Origin of the sequence: Candidatus Pelagibacter sp. (assembly GCF_965262185.1) — a bacterium.
Classification (GTDB): domain Bacteria; phylum Pseudomonadota; class Alphaproteobacteria; order Pelagibacterales; family Pelagibacteraceae; genus Pelagibacter.
The window spans coordinates 425,414-441,948 of sequence record NZ_OZ253498.1 but is presented as its reverse complement, the minus strand read 5'-3'; the positions used below and the strand labels follow the sequence as shown (position 1 = coordinate 441,948).

16 protein-coding genes are annotated in these 16,535 nt (G+C 24.0%); 6 read left to right on the top strand and 10 right to left on the bottom strand.

The annotated features are described in order from the left end of the window. Positions 1 to 6 precede the first annotated feature (6 nt). Complete coding sequence (gene gmk, locus ACQY31_RS02525; RefSeq protein WP_428080537.1) at positions 7 to 636, top strand: guanylate kinase; 630 nt, start codon at positions 7 to 9, stop codon at positions 634 to 636. Here gmk and rsmA read toward each other — a convergent pair. From rsmA to ACQY31_RS02490, 7 genes are read right to left on the bottom strand one after another with little or no spacing between them, the layout of a single operon-like run. Continuing rightward, a complete protein-coding gene (rsmA, locus tag ACQY31_RS02520) occupies positions 628 to 1,410 on the bottom strand; it encodes a 16S rRNA (adenine(1518)-N(6)/adenine(1519)-N(6))-dimethyltransferase RsmA (protein WP_428080535.1) in 783 nt (260 codons plus the stop codon). The two genes, gmk and rsmA, sit on opposite strands and share 9 nt — an antisense overlap. Beyond that, positions 1,411 to 2,373, bottom strand: coding sequence for a 4-hydroxythreonine-4-phosphate dehydrogenase PdxA (locus tag ACQY31_RS02515; protein WP_428080533.1), 963 nt, complete (start codon positions 2,371 to 2,373; stop codon positions 1,411 to 1,413). After that, the gene (locus tag ACQY31_RS02510; RefSeq protein ID WP_428080531.1) at positions 2,363 to 3,310 is read right to left on the bottom strand and encodes a peptidylprolyl isomerase; all 948 of its coding nucleotides are present in this window, start codon (positions 3,308 to 3,310) and stop codon (positions 2,363 to 2,365) included. The genes ACQY31_RS02515 and ACQY31_RS02510 overlap by 11 nt, the downstream gene beginning before the upstream one ends. Beyond that, the gene (locus ACQY31_RS02505; protein ID WP_428080529.1) at positions 3,285 to 5,720 is read right to left on the bottom strand and encodes an LPS-assembly protein LptD; all 2,436 of its coding nucleotides are present in this window, start codon (positions 5,718 to 5,720) and stop codon (positions 3,285 to 3,287) included. Before ACQY31_RS02505 ends, ACQY31_RS02510 begins: the two co-directional genes overlap by 26 nt. Next, the gene (locus ACQY31_RS02500) at positions 5,707 to 6,495 is read right to left on the bottom strand and encodes a hypothetical protein (protein ID WP_428080527.1); all 789 of its coding nucleotides are present in this window, start codon (positions 6,493 to 6,495) and stop codon (positions 5,707 to 5,709) included. Before ACQY31_RS02500 ends, ACQY31_RS02505 begins: the two co-directional genes overlap by 14 nt. After that, positions 6,485 to 7,558 (bottom strand): LptF/LptG family permease, encoded by a 1,074-nt coding sequence (locus tag ACQY31_RS02495; protein WP_428080525.1) that lies wholly within the window; start codon positions 7,556 to 7,558, stop codon positions 6,485 to 6,487. The genes ACQY31_RS02500 and ACQY31_RS02495 overlap by 11 nt, the downstream gene beginning before the upstream one ends. Then, the gene (locus ACQY31_RS02490) at positions 7,555 to 8,682 is read right to left on the bottom strand and encodes an LptF/LptG family permease (protein WP_428080523.1); all 1,128 of its coding nucleotides are present in this window, start codon (positions 8,680 to 8,682) and stop codon (positions 7,555 to 7,557) included. The genes ACQY31_RS02495 and ACQY31_RS02490 overlap by 4 nt, the downstream gene beginning before the upstream one ends. Before the next feature lie 61 nt (positions 8,683 to 8,743). On the opposite strand from ACQY31_RS02490, the gene ACQY31_RS02485 reads away from it, so the two are divergent. Both ACQY31_RS02485 and ndk read left to right on the top strand, forming a co-directional pair. Continuing rightward, the gene (locus tag ACQY31_RS02485; RefSeq protein ID WP_428080521.1) at positions 8,744 to 10,195 is read left to right on the top strand and encodes a leucyl aminopeptidase; all 1,452 of its coding nucleotides are present in this window, start codon (positions 8,744 to 8,746) and stop codon (positions 10,193 to 10,195) included. Position 10,196: 1 nt separating this feature from the next. Continuing rightward, entirely contained in the window at positions 10,197 to 10,598 is a 402-nt protein-coding gene (gene ndk, locus ACQY31_RS02480; protein ID WP_428081236.1) for a nucleoside-diphosphate kinase, read from the top strand. Here the strand turns inward: ndk and purN are convergent. Beyond that, positions 10,588 to 11,169, bottom strand: a complete 582-nt coding sequence (gene purN, locus ACQY31_RS02475) for a phosphoribosylglycinamide formyltransferase (protein WP_428080520.1) — start codon at positions 11,167 to 11,169, stop codon at positions 10,588 to 10,590. The two genes, ndk and purN, sit on opposite strands and share 11 nt — an antisense overlap. After that, a complete protein-coding gene (purM, locus tag ACQY31_RS02470; protein ID WP_428080518.1) occupies positions 11,144 to 12,175 on the bottom strand; it encodes a phosphoribosylformylglycinamidine cyclo-ligase in 1,032 nt (343 codons plus the stop codon). The genes purN and purM overlap by 26 nt, the downstream gene beginning before the upstream one ends. Positions 12,176 to 12,186: 11 nt before the next feature. On the opposite strand from purM, the gene ACQY31_RS02465 reads away from it, so the two are divergent. From ACQY31_RS02465 to aspS, 3 genes are read left to right on the top strand one after another with little or no spacing between them, the layout of a single operon-like run. Further along, on the top strand, positions 12,187 to 13,266 hold the full coding sequence (locus tag ACQY31_RS02465; protein WP_428080516.1) for a hypothetical protein: 1,080 nt from the start codon (positions 12,187 to 12,189) through the stop codon (positions 13,264 to 13,266). Then, the gene (locus ACQY31_RS02460; RefSeq protein WP_428080514.1) at positions 13,263 to 13,925 is read left to right on the top strand and encodes a DNA replication protein; all 663 of its coding nucleotides are present in this window, start codon (positions 13,263 to 13,265) and stop codon (positions 13,923 to 13,925) included. Before ACQY31_RS02465 ends, ACQY31_RS02460 begins: the two co-directional genes overlap by 4 nt. Further along, a complete protein-coding gene (aspS, locus tag ACQY31_RS02455; protein ID WP_428080512.1) occupies positions 13,926 to 15,710 on the top strand; it encodes an aspartate--tRNA ligase in 1,785 nt (594 codons plus the stop codon). Between the two features lie 2 nt (positions 15,711 to 15,712). Here aspS and ACQY31_RS02450 read toward each other — a convergent pair whose 3' ends face one another. Continuing rightward, the gene (locus ACQY31_RS02450; RefSeq protein WP_428080510.1) at positions 15,713 to 16,528 is read right to left on the bottom strand and encodes a ribonucleotide reductase; all 816 of its coding nucleotides are present in this window, start codon (positions 16,526 to 16,528) and stop codon (positions 15,713 to 15,715) included. Between the last annotated feature and the right edge of the window lie 7 nt (positions 16,529 to 16,535).

The following is a 16,535-nucleotide window of genomic DNA, read 5'->3' as shown; positions in this document are numbered from 1 at the left end:
TAAATAATGCCTTCGCTCAACGATGGCATAATGATAATATTATCTTCTCCCTCTGGAGCAGGTAAAACTACATTAGTTAAAAAATTATCTGAACTAGATAATTTTGAGATCTCAATATCACATACAACAAGAAGTCCCAGACCTAACGAAATAATAAATAAAGATTATTTTTTTGTTAAAGAAGAGGAATTTAAAAGGTTGATAAATAATGAAGAGTTTCTCGAATACGCAAAAGTTTTTAATCATTACTATGGGACAACAAGAACACCAGTAATAGATAAATTAAACAAAAACAAAAACGTGTTATTTGATATTGATTGGCAAGGAGCCGATCAAATTAAAAATAAAAAATTAGATTATAAGTTAATTACATTTTTTATTTTACCACCCAGTAAAGAAATTTTATTTCAGAGATTATCTATTAGACATTCTGCAGATAAATTAATTGCCGAAGAAAGAATCAAGCAGTTTGAAAGAGACGTGTTGCATTGGATAAATTATGATTATGTAGTTATTAATGATGATTTAGATACTTGTTTTTTAAAAATAAAAAATTTAATTGAGGCAGAAATGAATGATGGTTCAAAAGATTATGATATAAATTTTATCAGAAATCATGTTGAAAAATTAACTTAGTAATTTCTCATACTCTTTTGTTAATAAATAATACGTTTCTGCACTTAAATTCTGAGGTCTTAAAGCAGGATTAATTTTTAGTTTGTCTAAAATATTTTGATTTCCATTAAAAATTTGATTGAAGGGTTTTTTAAGCATTTTTCTTCGTTGATTAAAAAATGTTCTCGTTATTAATTCTAAATTCTTTGAATTTATCTCATAAAATTTATTTTTTGGAGAAAAAATTAGTAAAGAACTGTCAACTTTTGGTTTCGGTGTAAAAGATCCCGGTTTAATGTCACAAATTTTTTTTATATTTAGTTTCCAATTACTTAGAATAGACAATCTCCCATAATTTGATGTATTAAATTTAGCTACAATTCTATCTGCAACTTCTTTTTGAAACATTAATATCAAATTATCAAACCAACAATTTTTATTGAAACTAATTATCCACTTAATTAGAATTTCTGTTGATATATTGTAAGGTAAATTCCCAAATACAATTATTTTTTCTTTTGATAAAGTGTTTTCATTAAATTTAAGTATATCTTCATTGAATATAGTAATCTGATCTTTAAAATTGTTTTTTAATTGTATTACTAAATCATTATCTTTTTCAACTACATAAACTTTTTTTGGTTTATGATTTAAGATAGATAGAGTTAAGCTTCCAGTCCCAGGTCCAACTTCTAAAATAATTTTATTTTCTATATTAACTAAATTTACAATTTTATTAATTATATTTTTATCAATTAGAAAATTTTGTCCTAAACTTTTTTTTGCTTTAATCACTTAATAATCTAGAAATCTGATACAATTTAATAAACTTTTTGTGTTTGATTTTCTTTTGCCCATCATATTTTCATTTGGTCCATGATCAGGTGAAACTCTTATAAAAGGCAGTCCAACAGTTAAATTAATTGCATCGTATTCAAATAAAGTTTTTATAGGTGTTAACACTTGGTCATGATACATTCCCACAATCAGATTATATCTTTTTCTGTTTGTTTTAGTAAAAATAGTATCAGCAGATAGTGGACCTTCTATATTGATTTTTGATTTTTTTAAACTTTTTACTGCTGGTAAAATAATTTTTTTATCTTCATTAAATTTATCAATGCTTTCACAATGTGGATTTAGTCCAGTTATAGCAATTTTAGCTTTTTTCTTAAAATAACTTTTCCAAAATTTATCAATAATTTTAATTTTTTTTATTATTTTTAGTTTATTAATCTTTTTTACTACATATTTTAATGGCTCATGTGTAATTATAGGACTTACAGATAATTCTTTATTAAAAATAATCATAGCAAAATTTTTTATTTTTGATTTTTGAGCTAAATATTCTGTTATCCCTATGTATTGATTGGATAAAAATTTTTCTTTAGAAATTGGACCATTAATTAATTTGTTGCTTATACCACTTTTCATAATTTTTAAACCAAGATCAAATGAATCATTAATGTATTTATTTGAATTAGATGAAATTTTTTGAAAAGCTTTACTTTGATTATAGTCTACATCAATTAAATTTATTTTTTTTAGATTACAATTCTTTAAATTAATCCTATTTTTTCCAATTTGATTAATTAAAATTTTTTCTTTTAAAAATTTTGCCTGTTTAAATAATATTTTTTTTGAACAAATTAAAACTAGAGGACTTTTAAATTTATTTTTTTTTATTATTTTTAAAAAAATTTCTATAAAAACACTATTTGGTTCACCTGCTATAATTACTATAGGTTTATATTTCATTTATTTCCATATCTTTTTTTATTCTATTAAAGTATAGTTTTGAAAATTGATTGTATTGATAGTTTTTAGATTCCCTGATAATTTTTTTCAATTCTTTATCGATATTATTTTTTAATTGAGTGGTTTTTATATTGTTAACTTGAAGAATTAAAAAACCTCCCGGAACAGTTATTGGTTTGGTAAATTTATTTTTCTCTAAAGAATTAAGAATATTATTTATATTATTATTTAAAGATTTTTCATTAATCCAATCTAATTTACCGCCTATATTTGCTGTTTCGGAAATACTATACTTCAATGCCGCATTACCAAAACCTTTATCATTAATTGTTTGTGAGATTTCTTTAAATTTTTGTTCAAGATTTTGATTTGGCTGAACTTCAAATAAAATTTCAGACAATAAATATGATTTAGTATTTTTTTTAATATTTCTTCTCAATTGTTCCGTATCAATTTTTATTTTATTTGAAAATTTAGCAATAATTAACTCATTCCAAAGTGCTTCATTTTGAATTTTATTTAATACATTGTCATAACTTACCTGATTTAATTGAAGATATTGTTTAAAAACCTCTAATTCTGTAAATCCAATTTTATTATAAATATTTTTTATTAATTGCATCAACAAATCTTCAGGCACAATTGGATTTTTAAAATTTTTTATAATTTCAATTTCTTTAATTTTATCTTTAACCAATGATTTTTTTGAAATTTCAATTATTTCATTTTTATTAAGCTTTTTTAGATTTGGATTTAAGGCTGTAAGATAATTTATTTCATTTTTTAGATCTATACTTGTTAGAATTTGATTTTCAATTTTATAAATTATTTTATTTTCAAAACTTTTTAGATTTGAATTAAAAAATAAAATATTAATTAAAAAAATAATAAATATTATTTTTTTTGATGTTCTATTTTCCATATTTATCTCGTTCATATAATTTTCTTTCATAAGTTGTAAGTGGTATGAAGGTAATTGATAAAAACAAATTTTCAGAGGGAACTAAATCATCATCTTTATAAAAAGTTCTATCATAAACAACACCTGCTGTTAAACAGTCGTTTTTATATTCATAGGTTAAATTATAATATTCTGTTAGCGAAATATTTTTATTTCTTTTTGTTGAAAAAGAAATTGAATTTTTGTCATTAAAATTATAGGAAGTTGTATTTGAAATTAAATGACTTGATCCTAGATCACCTCTTTCTTCAACATATCCAAAATCAGTTACAAAATTATTTATTGATATTTTTGTATTTAGGCTGTGCGATTCAAAAGTACTTATACTATTATCAATTGAAAAATCATAACTTATCTCAAAGTTATCATAGAGATTGTTTGTTAATGATCCAAATAGGTTTGAATTTTTTTTATTTATAGTTGAACTTGTGGGTATTCTATCTTCATAAGAGTCTCTAAATACTGTGGCAAGTTTAAATTCAAGAAATTTATCTTTTTCAATTGTATTTTTATCTGAAACATATTCTTTGTTTATTTTTGTTTCTTCAACATCGTATTTGTAATCAATTCCCAATGTAAATGATTTACCTGTTTCAAAAGAGTTACTTAATCCAAGTCTATTTGTATTAAAGATGTTTGATACTGATAATTTCCTATTACTATCCCTATTATCTTTCATATTATTTGAAGGATTCATTCTAAAAGAAATTTTTGGTGTTAAAATTTCTTCACTTAGATCATTAATTTTGATTAATGGAAAACTTGTTGTTGTTTCAAAAAAACTCATGAGATCTATTGTTGGTGAAGATTTTAAAGTTGAGTCATTTTTTGAGACTAAATTTGAATTTTTTAAATAAAAAGCAAAATTACTCTGTAGTCCATAATTAGTGTAATAGTTTATTGAGCTATAGTTTAAATCATTTGCAATAGTTGTTGTTAGATTATTTGTATTTTTTAAATCATTACTCCCTGATGATGCAAAATTTAAAGTGCCATTAATATTTTCAATATCTACATTTTTATTAAAAGTATAAGATGGAAAAATGTATTGATATCTATCACTATGTTTTGTACCTAAAGATTCAAAAACTTGAAAATTTGTTGATAAATCATAATTATCATTTTCAAAATTAAAATTTAGTTGAGAATGCATTAAATTTTTATTGTTTGGCATTACAGGACTTGAAATTAAATTGTTTTGGAATACTTTTAAATAAGTATCATCATTTACTCTTTCAATTTTTAAATCCAAGTTACTATTTTCAAAATTTTCAAAATTTAATTTCTTCTGATAATTTAAAAATAAATGATTAACATTTTTTCTTTTACCAGTTGTTGAAGATTTGTAGTTTTTCAATAAAGCAAAATCCGTTATTAGGGAAGAGCTTTTATTCTCTTGACGATATTCATTTTGAAAAATTATTTTTTTATCGTCAAAAAAAGTTGGATTAAATGTATAGTCTCTATTCTCTCCTAAAGTTTTGAAATAAGGAACATACAGTGAATCACCTAAGATATTGGAGCTATTAAATTGTGGTCGTAAAAATCCAGTCCTTCTTTCAACTGTAGGATCAGGGTGAAAAAATTTTGGAAAATAAAAAACTGGAATATCATATACCTTAAATATTGCATCGTTGTAAATTATGTCTTTTTTCACTTTGTCATGAGTTATTTTTTTCGCATAAATACTCCAAGGTGGACAATCATCAGTAATTTTGCAGCTAGTAAAAATTCCTTTTTTAACAATTGTAAACTCATTATCACCACGAGATGAGACCCCATATAATCTTGGATCTTGCTCATCATCATCAAATATATTTTTATGAACTTTGACTTTGGTATCTTTAGCTACAAAACTTTGCTTATTTAAGTCAAAAAAACCATCTGAAAAAAAATATTTATCAATTTTATCTGTTTCAATCTCTACATACAGATTTATATTTTTTCCTTTAAGAAATTTTTTATCAATTCGATAATCAAAACTTTCAGCTTCGTAAAAGTTACCATTCCTATCTCTAATTGAAGAAACATGTTTTGATAAAAGTTGATTAATTTTTTTATTATATCTTATATTTTTAGATATAAATTCATATCTCTCTTCTATAATTGCAGAAGTTTTGCCTTCTGTAAAAACTACTTCATCATTTTTGAGGTAGGTGGCTTTATTAGAAAAAATTTCAGTATTTTTTTCTTTATCTAGAAATTTAACATTCTCATCTGCAATTAAGATATTTTGTATTTTATCAAATTTAAAATTAGATGCCGTAATAATATTGTTTTCATTTATCGCTTTTGAATTGCCTTCTGTAAAAACTACTTCATCATTTTTGAGGTAGGTGGCTTTATTAGAAAAAATTTCAGTATTTTTTTCTTTATCTTTTAACATTCTCATCTGCAATTAAGATATTTTGTATTTTATCAAATTTAAAATTAGATGCCGTAATAATATTGTTTTCATTTATCGCTTTTGAATTGCCTTCTGTAAAAACTACTTCATCATTTTTGAGGTAGGTGGCTTTATTAGAAAAAATTTCAGTATTTTTTTCTTTATCTAGAAATTTAACATTCTCATCTGCAATTAAGATATTTTGTATTTTATCAAATTTAAAATTAGATGCCGTAATAATATTGTTTTCATTTATCGCTTTTGAATTGCCTTCTGTAAAAACTACTTCATCATTTTTGAGGTAGGTGGCTTTATTAGAAAAAATTTCAGTATTTTTTTCTTTATCTAGAAATTTAACATTCTCATCTGCAATTAAGATATTTTGTATTTTATCAAATTTAAAATTAGATGCCGTAATAATATTGTTTTCATTTATCGCTTTTGAATTGCCTTCTGTAAAAACTACTTCATCATTTTTGAGGTAGGTGGCTTTATTAGAAAAAATAATTAAATCATTATTTTTATTTAACATTTTTACATTTCCAGAAACATTTAGAATATTTGTATTTTTATTATAAATGAAGTTTTGTCCAAATATTTCATATCCATCATTAGTTTGCGCTTTTCCACCCTTAGTTCCTACGATTAAATTTCCATTTTTAGTTATTTCAATTTCTGTAATATTAAATACAAAATCTTCTGCTGCTATCGAGTATGTGGCATTCTTAATAAAAATAAAAAAAATTAATATGTATTTTAAATAATTATTTTTCATTAATTTTAATTAACATTAAAAAATTGATTAAACTTAAAAATATTATAGGTGTCAAAACAGAAACTATTATATGTAATTTTTCTGTTGTGCCCAACACGTTAAAAAAATTTGTAAGATAGTAAAAAGCTACTGAAAAAAACAAACCAATTACAATTTTCAGAGTATTGCTTTTAAAATGTTTCGTATTAAACATTACTATGCTTGAAAGTACAGTCATTAACATAAAATAAATGGGAAAAGTTAATAATTTATTAATTTGTAAATCTACTTCTACAAGTGAATAGTTAAGCATTTTGTAATTGTTTCTTAAGTCAATTAATTTTAAAATTGACAATGAAGATAAATTAGAAAATAATGATTCTATTCTTTTAAGATTAAAATTTGAATCAAACTCAAATAATTTAATTTTTTTACTAGTATTGTTTTCAATTACAGTAGCATTGTATATCAGCCATTTATTTTTTTTAATATCAATTTTGTTACTTATAATATTTCTTATAGGTTTAAATTCTTTATCAAAGGTTGAAATGAATGTTTCCTCCAAAAAATTATTTTTAATTTTAGAAGAATTAATAATACTTATTTGATTTCCAACTATATCTTTAATCCATAAACCATTCTTATTAATTACAGCTAAATAGGATTTATCATTTGAATATTGATTTTTAATTTCTATATAATACTTTTGTAGATTTGAGGAAAAACTGTAGTATAAAATTATTATTAGTAAACCTAACACAAAACTTAAAGTACTTAAAATGTAAATTAAATTAATATTTTTTAAACCAGAATATTTAAAAATATTTATTTCATCATTATTAAAAAGTTTAATAAAAAAAAATTGTGTTGCTATTAAAAAAATAAATGGAAACATTTCAAATATAATTGAAGGAGTTCCCATTAAGGACAGGTATAAAGGATAAAATGAACTTACATCTTTATTGCTAAAAAATTCAATTTCTTTCAAAATATTTAATATAAAAACTAAACTTAGCATTACTAAAAAAATATTTATGAAAGATTTTAAAAAAGAAAAAGTAATGAATTTAATGTAAATTTTCATGTTATATTTTTATATTTACTTGATCTAAAAAAATAAAATATAGAGCCATAAATTAACAAAACAGTAATGATCGGTATTAATATTAAAATAATATTATATACAATTGAATTACGAACAAAGCCTAGAGAGCTTTCAGAAACAGTTATTATACAAATTCCAAATAAAAATATTAGTATTTTTTTTTTGTTATAGTTAATGCTCTCCTTAGAATTTAATAAATTAATTGATGAAATTAAAATAAGCAATGGTAAGTAAAAAGGTAAAATTATCCTTTTGAATAATTCTTTATAGACTTCTCTAGGATTGTTGATATTACAATTTGATAACTGCTTATTACTTTTATAATATACGTTTTGAATACATTTTAAAAGATTTTTAGTTGAGTGCTCTTGAAGCTTACGATACGAGATGGAGTGAGAGTCTACATCTGCTAAACTAAAATCTGACTTTGAGAACTCAAAATTAGTAATTTTATTTTTGTTGCTATTTAAATTATGACCATCATATAAAACTAATATTTTTTTTTTACCTTTATTCTCAAAAATTCCTTTTTTAGCATAAATAATTTGAAATTTATTATTTGAAGTTTTTTTTTTTATATAAATGTTTATAAATTCTTCATCTGAATTTTTATCTTCTGCATATATTGTTAAGTCTTTTAAATTATCATTAAATTTTTTTGGTTTAATTAATCCTTCAAAATAATCTACATTAGAATTTCTAATTAAATTTCTAGAAATTTCCTCAGATTTAGGCACTATAGTGGTTAATAGAATGATTTGAATAATTAGGACAAAAAAAGAAAATATTAAAAAAAAATTTATTAAATTCATTTTATTTATTCCATGATTCCAATAAATTATTAGCTCATTGTTTGTTTCATAATTTATAAAAATATATGAAAAGCTAAAAAAAATACAAAATGGAATAACTTTACTTAATATTTTGGGAAAATTTAAAAGTGAGTAATTTAGATAAATATTATAATTTCTGCCATCTTCAATCATAATATCAAGAAAATTTACTGCCTGAAATACCCAAATTATTGAGGCAATACCTAATAAGCTAATTAAAAAAAAACGTAAACAATCAAATAGTATTTTTCTAAAAATTATTTTTTTCATTGAAATATGCTATATTTACTCATATATAGCACTCATCTCCAGCAGAGTGAATTTAAATTTTATGACAGTCTTAGTATCTTATAAAAATATTTCTAAAACGAATTCTTCTAACATTGTTTTTTTTGTTGATGAAAAATTCAATATTTCTAACATAAAAAATTATATTTCTAGATCAGAATTTTCTTTCATTTCTGACCTGATCAAGTCAAAAAAGCTTACAAAAAAAATTTTATATTTTGATATAAGCTCCAAAAGACAAATTATATTAGTATCTTCATCGGGCAAAATTAAATCCTCAGAAGCTGAAAATTTAGGAGCAGAATTTTATAATATATTTAAAACATCAACTCAAAAAGAATTTATTATAAACTCAGACTCAGTAACAAACAATCTTATTAATTTTTTAGGATATTTTCTATTAGGTATACAATTAAAATCTTATTCATTCGATAAGTATAAATCAAAAAAAAATCAAAAAAAAATTAATATCACTATTACAGGTAAAAAAATACCTTCATTAAAGGACCAAAATAAATTTAAAGCTATTAAGGAAGGTACCTTTTATGCCAGAGATCTAGTTTCTGAGCCTGGGAATATTTTGCATCCTGATGAATATGTAAAAAGAATTAGAGCTCTTAAGAAGGAAGGCTTACAAATAAAAGTTTACGATGAAAAAAAATTGAAAAAATTAGGTATGAATACTTTATTAGGTGTAGGTCAAGGAAGTATTAGAGGTTCTTATCTAGTAACAATAGAATGGAAAGGTTTGAAAGATAATTCTAAGCCTTTAGCTTTTGTAGGTAAGGGAGTTTGTTTTGATACCGGAGGTATTTCACTTAAACCAGCTAAATTTATGGAAGACATGACTTATGACATGGCTGGTTCCGCTGTTGTTGTAGGTTTGATGAAAAGTTTAGCTCTAAGAAAAGCAAAAGTTAATGCAGTAGGTGTTGTGGGATTGGTTGAAAATATGCCTGGTGGAAATGCTCAAAGACCAGGAGATATTGTTAAATCTTACAGTGGAAAAACTGTAGAAATTTTAAATACTGATGCCGAAGGTAGACTTGTATTAGCAGACGCTCTTACCTATACAGAGGAAAAATTTAAACCTAAATTTATAATTGATTTAGCTACCCTTACAGGTGCAATTATTGTTTCACTTGGATCAGAATATGCAGGTTTATTTTCAAATAATGATAAATTATCAAATGAATTAATTGAAGCAGGAGAGAAAGTTGAGGAAAAAGTTTGGAGAATGCCTCTAAATAAAAACTTTGATAAATTAATTGATTCAAAAAATGCAGATATGCAAAATATTAATTATGTGGGTGGAGCAGGCTCAACAACTGCAGCCCAATTTTTACAAAGATTTATTTTAAATAAAACACCATGGGCTCACTTAGATATAGCAGGTATGGCTTTCTCTAAATATGGAGGTGCATTAAACTCAGGTGGAGCTACAGGTTATGGAGTAAGATTATTAAATAAACTAATAGAGGATAAATATGAGTAATATCGAACAAACTTTATCAATTATAAAACCTGATGCAGTTGAGAGAAATCTTGAGAATGAGATTAAAGAAATGTTTAAAAACAATGGTTTTTCAATTTTAAAAGAAAAAAAAATTAAAATTGAAAAATCTGAGGCAGAGAATTTTTATAAAGTTCATGAAACAAAGCCATTTTACAACGATTTATGTGAATACCTATCTTCAGGTCCGATAGTAGTAATGGTGCTTGAAAAAGAAAACGCTGTTTTAGGAAATAGAGAATTGATGGGTGCAACAAATCCTAAAGATGCTGAAGAAGGCACAATTAGAAAGAAATATGGTATTTCAATTGATAAAAACTCTGTTCATGGATCTGACAGTGTTGAAAATGCTAAAATTGAAATTGATTTCTTTTTTAAAGACTAAAAATTTTCAAAATAGCTTTTGGATATAATTTATGCTCTTGAGCTAAAATTTTTTTAGCAAGACTATGTGGAGTCTCTTTTTTTAAAATTTTTACACTTTTTTGAAGAATTATTTTTCCAGAGTCTAATTTTGAATTTACAAAATGTACAGTACATCCTGAGTATTTATCTTTATTTTCTATAGCTCTTTGATGAGTATTTAAGCCTTTATATTTTGGTAATAGGGAGGGGTGAATATTTAAAATTTTACCTTTAAAATTTTTAATAAAATTTTTTGAAAGTATTTTCATAAATCCTGCCAAGCAAACTAACTCAATTTTATTTTTGTTAAGTTCATTAATTATTTTTTTTTCAGCAATTTCTTTATTTTTGAAATTAATTATTTTTTTTTTAATTTTAAAAATGGCTCCATATTTCAAGCCTTTAGCTAACTTATTATTAGTAATAATTAGGTTAATAGAAATAGGCGATTTATTTAATTTAGAAAACTTAATTAGTGATTTTAAATTACTACCTGTTCCAGAGATAAATACTGCAGTTTTTATTTTATTTGTTCCAGTTGATAGAACCATATAATTTTACTTTATTTTTACCACTTATAATTTTTCCAATTACATATGGTTTGTAATTTTTAGGAAAATAACTTTGAACTTTGTTCAAGTTTTTTTTATTAATAATTAAGCAAAAACCAACACCACAGTTAAATGTTTTTAACATTTCAGGTTCTGATATGCCATTCTTTCTAAGCCAATTAAAAATTTTTAAAGTTTTAATTTTATTTAAATCAATATCAGCTACCATATTCTCAGGTATAATTCTTTTGATGTTATCAGCCAGCCCTCCTCCTGTAACATTCGCACAACCATTAATAAGATTTTTTGAAATTAGATTGACTATTTCTTTCACATATATTTTTGTTGGTTTCAAAAGTTCTGATTTTAAAAATTTATTTTTATTTATATTAATTTTTTTTTTATTTATTAAATACCTTACAAGTGAGAATCCATTTGAATGTAATCCACTAGATGGAATTGCTAATATTATATTATTTTTTTTGATTTTATTTTTATTTAAGATTTTATTTTTACCAACAACACCAACAGCAAAACCTGCTATATCAAATTTACTTTTTGAATAAGTACCAGGCATCTCCGCTGTTTCTCCACCCACAAGTTCACAATCTGATAGTTTACAGCCCTTAACTATTCCTTTAATAATCGATTTAAGTTTAATTAAATCAATCTTGTTTATTGAAATGTAATCTAAAAAAAGCAACGGTTTTGCACCTTGGACAATTAAATCGTTCACACTCATAGCCACAAGATCAATACCAATTGTATCAAATTTATTTAATGTATTAGCTATTTCAATTTTGGTTCCAACTCCATCTGTACATGCAACTATTTGAGGATGTTTAATATTAACTGGAATATTAGAAATAGAGCCAAAACCTCCAATATTAGAAAACTTTTTTTTGCCCTTTTTTTTTGATGATACTGATGAAATGAAATTTACAAACTTGTCGGCCGCTTTAATGTTAACACCACTTTTTTTATAGGTAAATTTTTTATTATTCATTACAATATTTTATGAGGTGTTTTTTAAATTTTATTAAACTCAGAACTTTATATAATTTTTTTCTATTCCTTGCTTTATTAAATATTTTTTTTTCCACAGAAAATAGTGTTGCAAAAACATTTTCTATAAAAGAAATTGAAATTTCATCACCATTTAACGCCTCATTTGATAAAAATATGATAATAAATCATGGTTTTGTAGAAGCGTATGAAGAACTTGTCTTAACCATCGTTCAAAGTAAAGATCAAAAAAAACTTCAAAAAATACCAGCTAAAGAAATCAAAAGTTTAGTTGAAACTTTTTCGATTGTTCAGGAAAGTTTTATTAACGAAACATATAATCTTATTTTAAATGTAGAATTTAATAAAAGAAGTTTTTTTGAATTATTAGAAAAAAAAAATGTTTTTCCGTCATCTGTTATTAAAAAAGATTTATTTTTTTTCCCAATAGAAGTGGATGAGGAAAAAAGTGAAATATTTCTTTTCTCCGAAAGTCAATTATCCAAAAATTGGAATTTAAAAAAAGAAAAATATCATCAATTAAATTATATTTTACCAAACGAAGATATTGATGACTATAATTTAATAAAAAAAAATTTTAACAATATAGAAGATTTTGATTTTAAAGAAATTTCAAGAAAATATAATTTTGAAGATTTTATTATAATGATTGTTTTTAAAAATAATGAAGAAATTCGAGTTCTCAATCAAATTGTATTTAACAATATCCAAAATTTAAAAAATTTTAAATTTAAAAACATCAGTTTAGAAAATTCAGGAGATCTAGAAAAATTCATAAATCAACAAAAAATGGTTTTTGAAGATTATTGGAAATTAAAAAACATAATAAATACATCAATTAAATTAGATTTGACTATCTCAGTTGATAATAGCAATATAATTAAAATCGATCAGTTTGAAGAAACACTTTTAAACATAGAATTGGTTAATAAATTCAATATATTTAAATTTGATAATAAAAAAAATATTTACAAAGTAATCTTTAATGGTACCCGAGATCAGTTCTTAGATGTGATGAAAGATTATGATTATTTTTTTGAAATTAAAAATAAAATTTGGGTATTAAAATGAAATCTTTAAATCAAGAAATTTTAAAATTTGATTATGATCAAAACTTTCAAGATCAGGATTTTTATGTTTCAAAATCCAATGAGTTTTCATTTTTATTATTGAATAGCTGGCCTAAATGGGAAAAAAATTTCATAAACTTAATTGGTGAAAAATTTTCTGGCAAATCCCATTTAATTAATATTTTTTTACATAAATTTAACGGTATTAAAATAAATGCAGCTAATATTAGCAATGAATATTTAAAAAAAATTAAAATTTATGAAAATATAATTATTGAAGATTTAAATCAAAATATTGATGAAAAGTTATTATTTACTTTTTTGAATAACATAGAACAAGATAACAAATATTTAATTGTTACTTCAACAAAACCAATTGTTGATTATTCTTTCAAATTAAATGATTTAAATTCTAGAGCTAAAAATTTTATTTTATCAAAGATTGAAAAACCTGAGGATAATTTATTATATGCCTTAATATTAAAAAATCTTTCTGATCGTCAGATATCAATTGATAAGAAATTAATAGATTTCATTATAAAAAGAATAGATAGATCCTATGGCAAAATATCTGAATTCATATATAAGATCGACGAAATTAGTTTAAAAAGGAAAAAACCAATCGATTTTAAAATTATTAAAGAAGCTTTAGGAGATTAATTGAGTAAATATAGAACACATACTTGTAACGAATTAAGAAAAGATGACGTTGGTAAAAAAGTATTTCTTTCAGGTTGGATCAATAAAAAACGAGATCATGGTAACTTATTATTCATAGATTTAAGAGATAATTATGGTGTCACACAATGTATTATTGATAAGGATAGTAAAAATTTCACAAACTTAGAAAAAATTCAATTAGAAACTGTAGTTAAAATAGAAGGTAAGGTTGTAGCTAGATCTGAAGATACAATTAACAAAGAAATAGGCACAGGAGAGATTGAAGTAACAATTAATACTTACGAAGAACTAGGTTCTTGTAAAGAATTGCCAATGCCAGTTTTCAGTGATCAAGAATATGCTGAGGAAATAAGATTAAAATATAGATTTTTGGATTTAAGGAGAAAAAAAATACATGAAAATATAATATTAAGATCAAAAGTTATTTCACACATTAGAAATGAAATGATTAAATTAGGTTTTTTGGAATTTCAAACACCAATACTAACATCCTCTAGTCCTGAGGGCGCTAGAGATTTTTTAGTTCCAAGTAGATTAAATCCAGGGAAGTTTTATGCGTTACCACAAGCGCCACAACAATTTAAACAACTAATTATGGTATCTGGTTTTGATAAATATTTTCAAATAGCCCCTTGCTTTAGGGATGAGGATGCAAGAGCTGACAGAAGTCCAGGTGAATTTTATCAACTAGATTTAGAAATGTCTTTTGTAGAACAAGAAGATGTTTTTAATGTTGTTGAAAAATTAATGGTTAATACTTTTAAAACATTTTCTAATAAAAAATTATTAAACGATAAGTTTCCAAGAATTTCTTACAAAGATGTAATGCTAAAGTATGGAAGTGATAAACCTGATTTAAGAAATCCACTAATAATAAATGATATTACTGAAATATTTACAAGAGAAGATGTATCTTTTGAAATTTTTAAAAAGTTAGTAAAATCTGGTTCAAGAGTAAGATGTATAATAACAAAAAATACAAAAAATAAACCAAGAAGCTTTTTTGACAATATTGATAAATGGGCTAAAGAACAGGGTGCTTCTGGTTTAGCCTATTTCACATTTGAAAAGGATACTGAGTTATCAGGCAAGGGACCAATAGGGAAATTTTTTTCTAAAGAAGCATTACTGGAAATAATGAATTTAACTAATGCAGAAGTAGGGGATAGTATTTTTCTAGCTTGTGGTAAGCAAAATGAATTAGAAAAAATAACTTCCCAGGCAAGAAACAAAATTGCAGAAGATTTAGATTTAATAAATGAAGATGTTTTTGCGTTTTGTTGGATAGTTGATTATCCTATGTTTGAAAGAGATGAAGTTACCAATAAAATTGAATTTAGTCATAATCCGTTTTCTATGCCACAAGGAGATTTGACAGAAAAAGAATTTGAAAATCCTTTGGAATTATTAGCTTATCAATACGATATTGTTTGTAATGGTATTGAATTATCTTCTGGTGCTATAAGAAATCATAAACCCGAACTTATGTATAAGTTATTTTCTATAGCTGGATACGATAAGCAGCAAGTAGATGAAAAATTTAGCGGTATGATAAATGCATTAAGTTACGGCGCTCCACCTCACGGAGGTATTGCTCCAGGAATAGATAGAATTGTTATGTTGTTAGCTAATGAAAAGAATATTAGAGAAGTAACAATGTTTCCAATGAACCAAAATGCTCAGGATTTGATGATGAATGCTCCATCAGAAGTTAACCCAGAACAGTTAAAAGAATTAAACTTGTCTTTAAAAAATAAGAAATAAAGTTATTTCTTACCTTTAAGACTTATTTTAACATCAGATAAATCAACTAAATTTTTTTTATAATTATTTCTAACAAATCCTTTACTGGTAATATCCTTTACAATTTTTAATAATTGATTTTGATCATCATTTTCTTGATCATTTGAATCGTTTCCACCAATTGCAGGAGTATGTGCAAGATCCTCTCTATTTTGATAAGATATAGCTAACTCTCTAAAAATATAATCTAAAATAGAAGTAGCACTCAATATTCTATCATTTCCATGAACTTTACCTGATGGTTCAAATTTTGTTCCCACAAAAGCACTTATAAATTCATCTAATGGAACTCCATATTGAAGACCTAAAGATACTGCTATAGCAAAGTTGTTCATTAATGCCTTAACTAACTCTCCTTCTTTACTTGTATCGATAAATATTTCTCCAATTTTTCCATCCTCATATTCACCTGTATGAAGATAAACTTTATGATCTCCAATTGTAGCTTTTTGGATATAGCCTTTTCGTCTGTCAGGCATACTAAATCTTTTTCCACCTTTTTCTGAGGTTTTATTTAAGTTTTGAACAACTGTTTCTTTACTTATAGAATTTTCTCTTGTACTTTGTGATACAATTTCGATTTTTTTATTTTCAACTACTTTTTTATTATTTGGATCTAAACTTTTAGTTTTTCTATTATCCAATTTGACATCTAAAACTTCGAATTTGCCATCGTCTCTTTTTTCTAAGTTTTTAAGCTCTGTTTCATTAATATCATCCAAGTAATGATTCACCTTAAAGGTACAAGTGTAATAAGTTTCTACAAGATATTTTGCCATTTTACCT

Coding starts and splice junctions, on each gene's coding strand:
- gmk (WP_428080537.1), top strand. CDS start 7: ATGCCTTCGCTCAACGATGGCATAATGATAATATTATCTTCTCCCTCT.
- ACQY31_RS02515 (WP_428080533.1), bottom strand. CDS start 2,373: ATGAAATATAAACCTATAGTAATTATAGCAGGTGAACCAAATAGTGTT.
- ACQY31_RS02510 (WP_428080531.1), bottom strand. CDS start 3,310: ATGAACGAGATAAATATGGAAAATAGAACATCAAAAAAAATAATATTT.
- ACQY31_RS02505 (WP_428080529.1), bottom strand. CDS start 5,720: ATGTTAAAAGATAAAGAAAAAAATACTGAAATTTTTTCTAATAAAGCC.
- ACQY31_RS02500 (WP_428080527.1), bottom strand. CDS start 6,495: ATGAAAAATAATTATTTAAAATACATATTAATTTTTTTTATTTTTATT.
- ACQY31_RS02495 (WP_428080525.1), bottom strand. CDS start 7,558: ATGAAAATTTACATTAAATTCATTACTTTTTCTTTTTTAAAATCTTTC.
- ACQY31_RS02490 (WP_428080523.1), bottom strand. CDS start 8,682: ATGAAAAAAATAATTTTTAGAAAAATACTATTTGATTGTTTACGTTTT.
- ACQY31_RS02485 (WP_428080521.1), top strand. CDS start 8,744: ATGACAGTCTTAGTATCTTATAAAAATATTTCTAAAACGAATTCTTCT.
- purN (WP_428080520.1), bottom strand. CDS start 11,169: ATGGTTCTATCAACTGGAACAAATAAAATAAAAACTGCAGTATTTATC.
- purM (WP_428080518.1), bottom strand. CDS start 12,175: ATGAATAATAAAAAATTTACCTATAAAAAAAGTGGTGTTAACATTAAA.
- ACQY31_RS02465 (WP_428080516.1), top strand. CDS start 12,187: ATGAGGTGTTTTTTAAATTTTATTAAACTCAGAACTTTATATAATTTT.
- ACQY31_RS02460 (WP_428080514.1), top strand. CDS start 13,263: ATGAAATCTTTAAATCAAGAAATTTTAAAATTTGATTATGATCAAAAC.
- ACQY31_RS02450 (WP_428080510.1), bottom strand. CDS start 16,528: ATGGCAAAATATCTTGTAGAAACTTATTACACTTGTACCTTTAAGGTG.